The 12,521-nt window shown below is 38.4% G+C and carries 10 protein-coding genes and 1 pseudogene; 10 read left to right on the plus strand and 1 reads right to left on the minus strand.

Annotated features, from left to right (window positions below):
* Positions 1-46: 46 nt before the first annotated feature.
* From A3GG_RS12225 to A3GG_RS0109070, 4 genes and pseudogenes are all read left to right on the plus strand, one after another.
* Complete coding sequence (locus A3GG_RS12225) at positions 47-262, plus strand: integrase core domain-containing protein (protein WP_051074829.1); 216 nt, start codon at positions 47-49, stop codon at positions 260-262.
* 130 nt (positions 263-392) lie between these two features.
* On the plus strand, positions 393-2,489 hold the full coding sequence (locus tag A3GG_RS0109060) for a porin family protein (protein ID WP_018358976.1): 2,097 nt from the start codon (positions 393-395) through the stop codon (positions 2,487-2,489).
* Between the two features lie 3 nt (positions 2,490-2,492).
* A pseudogene (locus A3GG_RS12650) lies at positions 2,493-4,710 on the plus strand (peptidase domain-containing ABC transporter).
* 1 nt (position 4,711) lies between these two features.
* Positions 4,712-5,197, plus strand: coding sequence for a hypothetical protein (locus tag A3GG_RS0109070; RefSeq protein ID WP_018358978.1), 486 nt, complete (start codon positions 4,712-4,714; stop codon positions 5,195-5,197).
* 9 nt (positions 5,198-5,206) lie between these two features.
* On the opposite strand, the gene A3GG_RS13885 is transcribed toward A3GG_RS0109070, so the two are convergent.
* A complete protein-coding gene (locus A3GG_RS13885) occupies positions 5,207-5,440 on the minus strand; it encodes a hypothetical protein (protein WP_018358979.1) in 234 nt (77 codons plus the stop codon).
* 191 nt (positions 5,441-5,631) lie between these two features.
* On the opposite strand from A3GG_RS13885, the gene A3GG_RS13165 reads away from it, so the two are divergent.
* The 6 genes from A3GG_RS13165 to A3GG_RS0109105 all read left to right on the plus strand — a co-directional run.
* On the plus strand, positions 5,632-5,799 hold the full coding sequence (locus A3GG_RS13165; protein WP_018358980.1) for a hypothetical protein: 168 nt from the start codon (positions 5,632-5,634) through the stop codon (positions 5,797-5,799).
* 164 nt (positions 5,800-5,963) lie between these two features.
* Positions 5,964-6,131, plus strand: a complete 168-nt coding sequence (locus tag A3GG_RS0109085; RefSeq protein WP_156808725.1) for a hypothetical protein — start codon at positions 5,964-5,966, stop codon at positions 6,129-6,131.
* 63 nt (positions 6,132-6,194) lie between these two features.
* Positions 6,195-7,550, plus strand: coding sequence for a radical SAM/SPASM domain-containing protein (locus A3GG_RS0109090; protein ID WP_018358982.1), 1,356 nt, complete (start codon positions 6,195-6,197; stop codon positions 7,548-7,550).
* A 4-nt stretch (positions 7,551-7,554) separates the two neighbouring features.
* A complete protein-coding gene (locus A3GG_RS0109095) occupies positions 7,555-9,381 on the plus strand; it encodes a YcaO-like family protein (protein WP_018358983.1) in 1,827 nt (608 codons plus the stop codon).
* 3 nt (positions 9,382-9,384) lie between these two features.
* A complete protein-coding gene (locus A3GG_RS0109100; protein WP_018358984.1) occupies positions 9,385-11,553 on the plus strand; it encodes an outer membrane beta-barrel family protein in 2,169 nt (722 codons plus the stop codon).
* 150 nt (positions 11,554-11,703) lie between these two features.
* A partial coding sequence (locus tag A3GG_RS0109105; RefSeq protein ID WP_033408731.1) for a cysteine peptidase family C39 domain-containing protein occupies positions 11,704-12,521 on the plus strand: 818 nt, incomplete at its 3' end.

A 12,521-nucleotide genomic window follows, 5' to 3' on the forward strand; every position in this document is an offset into this window, starting at 1 on the left:
CAAGAAGTGGGTAGAGCTACTAGAGGAAAAGGGAATAAGGATAAGTATGGATGGNAAAGGACGTTGCAAAGACAATATTTGGATAGAACGCTTCTGGAGAAGTATCAAACAAGAGTATATCTATCTTAATCCAGCCGATACAGTCTCAGAACTACGGCAAGGAATAGGGAAGTGGATAAAGTTCTATAACTATGAGCGCCCCCACCAGAGTATCACCAAGCTANTCCCTGCCATGGAATATGGAATAGTAGTAGCTGCATAACAATAACAAATAATGATGTAAAAAGAAAGAAAATGTGTACGTTTGTGACAGTGATAGAAAAAACACTAGCCCGTTGTCGAAAAATGGGGAGTACTATAAACAATAAGTAATATAATTAAACGCATAAATCATGAAAATTAGATTTTTACTAGGATTGATAGTTTCCATAGTTCCTTTCTCTGTATTAGCTCAAGAAATGGATTCACTGAAAACGGAGAAGTTGCCTGAAGTTGTGGTTGAGGCACAGATGCAGAAAACATCTGCCCAATCTTCAGTTATTACCCCGACAATGAGACAAAAGGATTCTGCCCAAAATGCAATAGATCTTCTTCGGATGATTGCAATGCCGCAAATAAACATCAACTTGATGAGTAATGCAATTACCACTCAGACCGGTGCCGGAGTCGCTCTATTTATCAATTATATCCCGGCTTCAAAAGAAGATATTGAAGGTTTATTGACTACGGATGTCAGGAGAGTAGAGTATTTGGATTATCCTGCAGATTCTCGATTCCAAGGGCGTGAACATGTGATTAATTTTATTGCCCATAAATACGAATATGGTGGTTATACAAAACTAAGTGTTAACGAGAATTTCCTGACAGGACTTTCCAGTAACATCTCGCTCTATTCAAAATTCGCATATCAAAAGATGATTTATGATCTTTATGTTGGGGCATCAAATCTTAATCTTCAAAATATTGGAACCTCAGCAATAGGTAAATACTCTCTTCTTGACAGTAATGGAGATGCAGTATCTATCACTAGAAACGAACTGTTTAATAAATCACATTATAAACAAAACACATATCCGATTACGTTAAGGGCAATATATGACTCTGATAACATACAGATAGCGAACACAATAGGTTTTTCATATAGCGATAAGCCTACGGCTATGACTTCCGGAACTCTTTTTTACGAGCCTAACAGAAGAGATTCCTATTCATTTTCGAAAGATAATCCGACAAAGCAGCGATTAATCACTTGGACCGGCTATTACTTTTTTTCTTTGAAGAACGCTATGCAGCTAAGTATCAATACTTATGCCGGTTATAGTCGAAATAATGACAATAGTCTTTACTCCACTACAATACCTAATACAAAACCTATTGAGAATAATGCGGAAGAAAATCAGTACAGATATGGTGTAAATGCAACCATATCTAAAAAAATTGCAATACAACAAAAGATATTTTTGCGAAGTTATTATGGAGAAAATCGGAACAATGTACAATACACGGGAACCTCTCCACATTGTAATAAGTTTATATCTCGCTTTTCCGGCGGTACGATAGGATATAATTTCTCCAACAACATATGGAGTCTTAATACAGATGCATCGCTACAATGGGAGGAGAACAAGATTAACGATCAATCAATTAGAGAACTTTACCCTCTTCTTAACTTGTCTGTCGGATTTGCGCCATCAACCAAATACTCATTTAGGACCTATTTTCACTACGGTTCTAATTATCCCGGAGCTAGCATAAAAACACCAAATATATTAAAGGCCAACGAGTTAATGTATATGACAGGTAATCCTGATATAGGTTTGTCACGCCAATTTACCTTTAATCTCTCATATAATTGGATGCCAAACAACAAGTTCGCCACTTCACTCTATTGTCAATACTTTGGAGAGTTAAATCTATATGTCCCGGTTTTTGAACATTACAATAATGGCAAAGCTTTATTAAGACGATATGATACAGACGCACAATATCATCGCACACAAATAGGAGCTTCATTTAACTATAAATTACTTGATGGCAAGCTACAACTTGCAGTTTCTCCCTCAGTGACATTGTTTAGAGTATTAGGATATTATGACATGTCAAAAACGCCTTTCTATTTCAATGCATCTGCCATATATCATCTCAATAATTTTTACTTTCAAGCTGCATACCAAACAAAGTTCCGCACCATACAAGGAAACAGAGCTGTCTATTATGAAGACCGTGATTTTTGGCAACTACAAGTAGGATGGAGCAAGAACAACTTTAACATTCGTTTGAATGCTAATAATTTATTCAGAAACGATTGGCGGACCTCTACGGAAACTCTTAATAGCCCACTATATTCAGAAACTAGATATCTAGAGGGTAATAACTTTCACCGTCGTCTTAATCTTTCTATTGTTTATACTTTCGGGTATGGGAAGAAAGTGCGACAAAATAATGAGGTTGGGCAACAAAATGGAATTCCCTCTGCAATCTTGAAGTAGAGAATGAAATTTATATTTGCGAAACAAAAAGATACAATGGACTGTGGTCCAGTATGTTTGGCAATGATTGCCGAGCACTACGGACTGCATCCTGATCGAGACCGGTTGAGGCAGCTCTGCGACCTCGGCAAGGAGGGGGTATCGCTTCTTGGTATTAGCAAAGCTGCCGAAGAGATTGGCTTCAAGACTGTAGGAAGGAAGACTAAGCTTTGAAATTCTAGCTGGCGAAGTTACTCTGCCCTGCATCGTCCATTGGAATCAAAATCACTTTGTCGTTGTTTACAAGATCAAGAGGCATCGCAAGGGTCGCTATACGGTTTATGTTGCAGATCCTGGAAAGGGGCTGGTCACCTACACTAAGGAAGAGTTTTGCGAGCATTGGGTAAGTACCAAGACAAATGGAGACGAAAAAGGTATTGCACTCCTTCTTGAACCCACGGAGCAATTTTATACGCAAAAGGATGCAAAAGCAGTTCCTACTCAAAATCGCTTGAAATTCCTTTGGGGCTATCTCAAGAAGTATAAACGCTTCTTCACGCAACTCATTCTCGGCCTTTTGCTTGGCTCGCTCCTGCAACTAGTTTTTCCCTTCCTTACCCAATCTATTGTGGATACAGGTATTGGAGGAAAAGATATAGGCTTTGTATGGTTAGTACTCTTAGCGGAGATGATGCTCCTCTTCAGCCGTACAGCTATCGACTTCATCCGCTCTAAGATACTACTGCATATCTCCACACGCATCAATATCTCGCTCATCTCGGACTTCTTCATCAAGCTGATGAAGCTTCCGATGAAGTTCTTCGACACTAAGTTGATGGGTGACCTCTTACAGCGTATAGAAGATCACCGACGTGTAGAGCAGTTTCTCACCTCGAGTAGTTTGAGCCTGCTCTTTTCATTCTTTACGTTCCTTGTCTTCGGCATTGTATTAGCTATTTATAATCTCCCTATTTTTGTCGTCTTTCTCATTGGTACAGCCTTATATGCGGGTTGGATTATCCTCTTTCTCAAAAAGCGCAGACAGCTGGATTATAAATACTTTGAGCAGGCAGGTCGAAACCGCAATGTCACCTACCAACTCATAGGTGGTATGCAGGAAATCAAGTTACAAGGTTGCGAACAACGCAAACGCTGGGAGTGGGAAGATGTGCAAGCTGACCTCTTCAAGGTCAATCTGCAATCCCTCAATCTGCAACAGATACAACAAGCAGGAAGCATCACCATAAATGAAGTAAAGAACATCTTGATTACTGTGCTTGCTGCCACAGCCGTCATTCAAGACAATATGACCCTCGGAATGATGCTAGCAGTACAGTATATCATCGGACAGCTCAATAGCCCTGTAGAGCAACTCATTCAGTTTATCTATTCTTGGCAAGATGTGAGCATCAGTTTGGATCGTATGAACGAAATCCACACCGAGACCGATGAAGAGAATACTAATCGGATTCGGAGTAACTACACTGACGAGTCCATTAGTGGACATTCTATTGTCATCAAAGAGCTGTCCTTCAAGTACGATATATACAGCCCCAAGGAAATACTCTCAGGCATCAACCTCTCTATCCCCAACGGCAAGGTAACAGCTATTGTAGGTGCCAGTGGTAGTGGAAAGACCACACTTGTCAAGCTCTTGCTAGGCTTTTACGAGCCACTAAAAGGAAAGATTCAGTTAGGCGATGCCAACTTGAATGAATTTAATCTTGGTTGGTGGCGGAGCCAATGTGGAGCTGTGATGCAAGAAGGATATCTCTTCTCCGATACCATCGCTAGGAATATTGCCATATCTGACGATGAACCCGACATCGAGCGCATCCGCTACGCTGCCCGTGTGGCGAATATAGCAGACTATATAGAAACCCTGCCTTTGGCTTACAACACGATGATAGGACAAGACGGACAAGGCATCAGTCAAGGACAAAGACAGCGCATCTTGATAGCGAGGGTAGTCTACAAGAACCCAATGTTTGTCTTCTTAGATGAGGCAACCAATGCACTCGATGCCAATAACGAGCGTGCCATCACCGATAACTTAAAGAGCTTCTACAAGGGGAAAACGGTCGTTGTCGTGGCTCATCGCCTCTCCACAGTCCGCAATGCCGATCAGATTGTAGTCCTAGATGAGGGGCAAATCGTAGAAGTTGGCACCCACGAAGAGCTGACTGCTAGAAGAGGCAAATACTTTGCACTCGTTAAGAACCAACTGGAATTAGGGAACTGATATGGAAGAGGAGAAGAAACAGGAGCAGAGCTTTGAACTTCGTAGCGAAAAAGTACGGAGTATTGTAGGTCAAATACCTTCATCACTCATTCGTTATGGTATTACAGCCATAGGTGCTGTTTTAGTTTGTCTTTTTGTTGTCGCTTACTTCCTACCTTATAGGCAGGTATATACAGGGGTAGCAACTATCTACGAAGTTCCAAAGACAACGAGCGATAGTACAAAGATGATGCTACTGCTTCAATTCGAACGTACGAGACCAACGCAAGCTACCCAACAAACTTTGTCACTAGAGGCGGAGCAATACCAAATAGAGGGAGAAATACTCAATCTATCCGCTGTTCGTGATACCTTAGCACGTCAAGAGGCTTTATGTCACTTCAAGACGATAGATATCAAGCCCCTAGAGAATCAAACCGTTGACTTTAGATTGATGCAAACCTCGGGCAATATGCTTCAAAAGCTACTTGGGGATATTGGCTTTTAGCATCTCAAGTTACTCCTTAATCAGAAGAGAGTGTGTTGGGTCAGCTTTGATACGAGCAGTCTCAGAGTCTACGAGGGATAGCACCTCTTTCTTGACTTGGCGATAATTGGCTTCGGTCGTCTTAAGGTTGCCCTTATCATCAATGCCCGAAACAATAGTGAGTTTCCCCGCCTCTTGCTGGTTCTTTACCTCGGTGCGATCCTCTAAGACCAGCACGTAGTTGTCATTGCTATTTGCTTCCATAAATCACTCTGTTTGATTTGAATAATACCTTTCAGACAGCAAATATATAGGCTAAAATGACCTCTTCTAAGTTCCAAGGAATTACAAGGAAAGGAAGTGATGAAAAAGAAAATTCGCCCAAGATTTGGTAGTTTGATTTTTTATGTCTAACTTTGGACTCAGAAGGAATATTATTACAGTTGTACTACCTTATGGCAAGTAAAAGTGAAGAACGTAGAAATCAGATACTCGTAGGAGCATTCAAACCCTTTTTGGTAAAGGAGTATGCGGATGTCACTACTGCTGATCTTGAAGAAATAATTGGATTGTCTAGAGGGGACTATATACTACAAGGTAAAGAACAAAGGAGGTTTATGTAAGGCTGTAATCGACAGATTTATCTTTTAATCTATGTCTGCGATTTCTCCTCATATAGTACCTTTGCCAAAAGTCATATTGTCTTGTACATAACATGCAGACCAAACTGGACAAAGGAGGGGATGCTGAAAACCTTAAGAGTAGGCGTAACTTGAAGCGTAAAATTATGAAAAGTATTGAACAAGAAACTGGATTAACGCGAGAAGATCTCGTTGAAATTTTGGGAGGCAGTAGTGTAATAGATGCTGCAAACAAAAACTCAAGCAGTGTAGATGATTTTTCGAAAGATCTGACAAAGGAACAATACACTCTTGCTTGCGATGCTATCGGCTGATGCATCATGTACGTATGTTCGGGAGTTACTCTAATAGTATCTCCCGAACTTTGTAATTTGGCTATGTATAAGGTCTCGAAATATAATTTTTACCTAGAAATAGAAGATAAGTGTTACATTTACAATGCAATAAGTAACACTTATCGTGAGTTTCCTCTGTGCGTATATAACAATCTTAAAAAGATTGACTCTTTAGGTCGTTTTATTGCGCTTGACATAGAGGATTGTTGTCTTAGAGAATTACTTTCTTTAAGGATTATTTATGATGCTGATATGTCTGAAGCACAATATCTAAAGCACAGGCGTGATTTAGATGTGCTAGATACTATGTACTCTTCGTTAATCGTACTTCCAAATCTCAATTGTAATTTAGATTGTCACTACTGCTATGAGAAATGTAAACAAGGGACATTGTCTTTGGAGAATGAGGAGGTTTTAACTTCATTCCTTTTGAATGAAACAAAGAGGAAAAAGTTTCTAAACATAAGATGGAGTGGAGGAGAACCAATGCTTTCTTGGGCTAAGATTAGAAGAATGTCAGAACATATTCTAAAAGGATGTGAGGCAAGCGGCTGTGATTATTCTTCATCTATGATTACAAATGGAACACTGCTTACTAAGACATTGATTGACGAGTTCTTAGCGTGTTCAATAAAAGCTATTCAGATTACCTTAGATGGTGATTCTGAATTGCATAACAAAATTAGATATTATCGCTCTAATCATAAAGGAACGTTTGACGACATACTGCAAAATGTTTGTTTGGCATCTCAGAAAATTAAGATTCATCTACGAATTAATGTAGACAAAAACAACATCACAAGAATGCCCTATCTTTTTGACGAGATAGCCAAGGCTCCGATAAATAAAAAGAATGTACAGCTATTTTGTAGACCAGTCATGTGTTCTCTTGCACGAACCCCAAGTACTCAAATAATGTCTCCCTCAGAATTTTTAGAAGCTGAAATAATTTTGCTGAATTTAGCGAAAGAAAGAGGACTACAATACTCTTTTCATCGGGGGATTGGAGGTAAATCATTCAGGTGTTGTGCGAATGCGATTGAGGGGTTTTACATCTCCCCTACATTACAATTGTACAAGTGTCCAATGTTTATTGATTATGATGACAAACACACTGTTGGCTACATCTCAAAAGAGGGAGATGTTATAATTACAAATACAAATGAGTTTTCAATTGGATTAAAAAAGTCTCCATTTGACGCTGGGTGTAAATGTAAAGACTGTAAAGTTCTCCCTCTATGTAATGGAGAATGTATTATGCAAAGTTATCTATCGCCAACTGATCCGTTGGCAGGGTGTATACCAGAGCGAGTTTCAATCGAAGAGAAAATTAAATACGCAATCACTAACGACATTGAGTTAGAAGCGTTCAAAAGGCCAGGTTTTTTAGACAACTAGAATTATGGAAGCACTAAAGCGGATAAAAAAGTATAAGGCAGAAAGGCCAGAAAAAACGGTAACAAACATACGTGCCATTTTGTGCAACAAACTCGGGATTATTCTTGAGGAAATGAACTTCAAAAGCGAAGGGGGCTTTTATTCAACTAGAATAAAAATCGGAAATCATCATTTGTCTGAAATGGATCTCGGAACAAATGGGAAGGGGATGACATTTGCTTATTCTCTGGCAAGTGCACATGGAGAATTTATGGAAAGATTACAAAATCAAGCCATAATGCATGTGAATGGGATTGCTTCTTACAAACATAGCTCTTTTGTGAAAAGCCATCCAGACTTTTTGGATTTCCTGCTTAGGAATAATGTTCTTTTGGAATATCAATATGCGCCAGACGAAGAATACATTAAAATATCTACAGAAAATATTGATTCTGTATTCAAAAACGTAGTCGCACTAAATATGGATGCACTACATAAAAAGTATATTGGAAAACAGCTTTCAATGTTGCCATTCTACAATATTACGAAAGGACGTATAGAGTTGTTGCCTTACGAGGTGGTTTTTCTAAATTGCACATCAAATGGTATGTGTGCAGGCAATACACCAAAAGAGGCAATTATTCAGGGACTTTCTGAGATAATCGAAAGGTATGTGCTCCGAGAAATTTACACGAAAGGCTTATCGTTACCAACAATCCCAGACGAATATTTTAATGGCACAGAGATACTTAGCAAAATTCGACTACTAAAAGAAAAGTATGGAGCTAACTGGAGTTTTCTTATAAAGGATTGTTCTTTAGGTAAAGACTATCCTGCTGTTGGTATTTTAATGATAAACAGATCTGAAAGAAAGTATCTATTTCATATCGGAGTAGACCCGTCACCTATTACAGCTTTGGAGCGTTCTCTGACAGAGATTTTTCAAGGAAGAATTGTGGCCACTGTTTTAGATATAGATTTTAGTATTCAAAATGGAATTATGACTGATCCAGAAATTAGAGATCGCGAGTTCTATAAAACATGTACAACTGGAAGTGGGCATTATCCGTTATCTATTCTAAACGAAACAAGTGGGAAGCAGTTCAAAGGTTTTGATTATTCATGGGGGATCTCCGATGACACTGATCTAAAGAAAATAACTAAATGCATTGAAGATGATGGGGCTCAGATTTTTGTTAGAGATGTTTCTTTCCTTGGCTTCCCTGCGTTCTGCATATATGTCCCTGGAATTACAGAATTCAGAAATACAATAATAGATAACATTAATAGTGAAGACACCCAAAACAAATCTATGGCTATGTCAGCGGCTTTGGATTTGTTTGAAGCATCTAAAGAAAAAATTGAAGCTCTCGCACAATGTGTTATTGATGATCATAGATACATCTCTGATATTATGAAATTTGATCCTAATAGCTTTCTTGTAAGATATGATAAGAGCCTGATTGCAGGAATACTGTATATTGCATCTGGAAATTTTGTTCAAGCATATAGGCATATTAAAACTTATTGTGAAAGTTTTACTGGGAGCATAAAAGAAAAATACTTTTTCTCTGCTTTGGTTGATTTGTTGTATTGCAGAATAAAAAACATTAGTCTCTCAACATTATCAGTAATTTACGACAGTGTAACTCTTAAAAGCGTTGACAATTTTACTCGAGGAAAATCAGTGTTAGAGTATGTGCCTTATCGGAGTTATTGTGATAATAATTGGGATGATTTTGTAGCAATGCAACCATCATTTTTGGGTATGCTTCAGGTGAGAAAGCGACTTGAAGATGTATATAAGAATAACATTCCTAGTCAAGAAAAAATAAAGAAAATATTCAGCTGATTTATGAATACGATAAATAGTTTAGAATCGATCTTTACAGCCACAATGAATAATATAATTAGATTGAAAAGAGTATTAATGATTTTGTCAATCTATTTTTTTTATGTTGCTTCTTATGCCCAGACAGATTCTACTACTGTGGTTAATGATTCAATAAAATGGGATGCTATACTTAATGAAGTTGTAGTAGAAGCGCACCGAAAGCTTATTAAAATAAAAGGCAATACTCTCATCGCTCATGTTGCCAATACAGAGCTCTCCAATCTAGGCTCGGCTAAGGATGTATTGTCACGACTTCCTTTAGTTAGTACAGAAGGAGAAAAAATTACTATAATGGGCAAAGGCAATGTTCTGATATTTGTTGATAATCGACCATTGCGTGATAACAGCGAACTCCAAATGCTCAGAAGTGAGAATATCAAGGATGTTCAAATAATATCTTCTCCTGGTGCTGAGTACGATCCTGAGATAAAAGCTGTTATTAAGATTCAAACAAAACAATCAGTAATAAAAGGATTGAGTGGAAAATTGACATCGCAAACATCGGCAAAGCGTATATGGGAAGAGACCTTAACAGGGGATTTCAGCTATAACTGGACGCATTGGCAGGTGTTTGGGCGAGCTATGTATCAAAAAGATGGGAGAAAAAATTACGACAGCAATACAACAGACTTTATGTTTAACAATCAACATAATCTTCTCAAGAATACTGCTGTTAAACATAATAATATTTCGTCTGTGACCACTCAAGCAGGGTTTAATTGGAATTCTAATGGGCAGTCTTTAGGAGCATTTTACCAGTATGCTCAATCGATTCTAAATTTTAAGAGCGTAGGTACTGAAAATGATTATGTCCTTGGTATTGAAAATAACAATATAAGTAAGCGCATAGAATTAGGATCCAAATCTCAGAATCATCTGGTTTCAGCTTATTATGACCACATTTTCAAGGATGGTCTAATTCTCCATTTTGATGGCAACTATATACATAATTTGTATGCAGATAATAATAGCACGCATACTGTTTACGAATCGAACTCAGAAAACGAATTTGTCCCTTCAGTAACAAACAGATATTCTAATCTATGGGCAGGTAAATTGTATATGGAGCTTCCTTTTTTGACTGGCAAATTGAATGTTGGGACAGAAGACTCCTATACCTATAACAGTCAGCAATACAAAATATTAAACGAAGATATCAGTAGCTTTATCCCTTCAGCACGAAATGAAAGCAAACAGCAATACTATGCCCTATTCTCTACCTATAAGAAGGATTGGGGGTCTTTGTCTTTTCAATTGGGATTGCGATGGGAATATGTAAAGTTTGATTATCAACGAGATGGAGTTCAAGATGAAAATGTTAGCAGAATAAACAAGAGCTTTTCTCCCGACCTGTCACTTTCCTATAAATTTGACAAAGGAGCATTTACTGCACTTAGTTACTCCCACTCTATTATTAGACCACCATACAAGCAACTTAGCAGTTCTCTTATTTATGTAGGTCCATTTGAAATAGAAGGAGGAAATCCAATGCTTAATCATTGTAAGACAGATGTTCTAGAATATCTGTTTGGATGGCGAGATTTTACTCTTAATATAAACTATTCTCACATGAAAGACACTTATGTTTATACGAAAGAACTTTATACAGAAGATCGTCCCATCTTGATATTTCGTCCCATTCAAGTAGATATGAATAACCTTAGTGCTTTCATGTCGTATGCACCTGTTATAAAGTATTGGAAACCTAATCTAACTTTTGGAGTAACTAAGCAATGGCTATCGCTATATGGACAGAACTTCAACACGCCTATTTTGCGTTGTATGTTTAAGAATATGTTTACTCCTTTTCAAGACTGGTTGTTTACTCTTGATATATCTGGAGCTAGTAGCGGTCATATAATGACAAATACCATGAATGCTCAGTGGGGAATAGATTTGTCCGTAAGACGATATCTATTACAAAAGCAACTCCAAATATCCATTTCTGCTACCGACATCTTTCATACTCGCAATCAAGGTTTTATAATGAATATAAAAGATGTCAGTCTTAATAAAATTTCCAATGCTGACACTCGTAGTATTCTATTGACTTTGTCTTATACATTCAATCCGCAAAAAAAGCGCTATAAAGGAGCTTCTGCTGATACAAAGGAGATAAAACGGCTATAACCATGTAGAGCTATAGAATTTGTGCATACTCAGCATAATAAAATATCACTAGAAATTTTTGACTATCTCACAAATTCTTCGCTATACAATGAACTATGAAATAGAGAATACACTTTGGAAATGTGGCAGTGATGAAAATTGCATAATCTGATGAATGTTTTTACACAACAGGATGCGATGGATTGCGGACCAGCGTGTTTGGCTATGGTAGTTAAGCACTATGGTTATAACCCGAACCTCAAGCAAATCCGTGAGGACTGTGCTTTGGGGAAGGAGGGAGTTTCTTTGCTGGGTATTAGTAAAGCTGCAGAGAAAAGAGGGTTGCACTCGCTGGGTGGTCGTGTTACTTTTGAGATGCTCGCTGCTGAAGCTCAGATGCCTTGCATTGCCCATTGGAATCAGAATCATTTTGTAGTTGTTTATAAGGTCAAGAGACTGCGTAAGGGTAATTATAGGGTCTATGTCGCAGACCCTGGGAAAGGGTTGCTCACTTACACCAAGGAGGAGTTTTGTGAGCATTGGGTGAGTACTAAGACTAATGGTGAAGAGAAAGGTATAGTCCTACTCTTAGAGCCGACAGATGAGTTTTACAGCCAAGAACTGCCTGATGGCGGAAAGCTCGAGAAAGGTAATCGGCTGTCCTTCCTTTGGAGCTATGTCAAGAAGTATCGTAGGTATTTTGGTCAGATCATACTGGGGTTATTGTTGGGGTCGTTGATTCAGCTCGTTTCCCCTTTTCTCACTCAGGCAATAGTCGATACGGGTATTGGGGGAAGAGATATTGGTTTCATCTGGCTGGTATTGCTGGCTCAGTTGATGCTCCTCTTTAGCCGTACAGCGATTAGCTTTATCCGCTCCAAGTTGCTACTTCACATTTCTACTCGTATCAATATTTCCCTCATCAGTGACTTCTTCATCAAGCTGATGAAGCTACCGATGAAGTTCTTTGACACCAAGCTATTGGGTGA

Source organism: Porphyromonas levii DSM 23370, assembly GCF_000379925.1.
GTDB classification, from domain to species: Bacteria; Bacteroidota; Bacteroidia; order Bacteroidales; family Porphyromonadaceae; genus Porphyromonas_A; species Porphyromonas_A levii.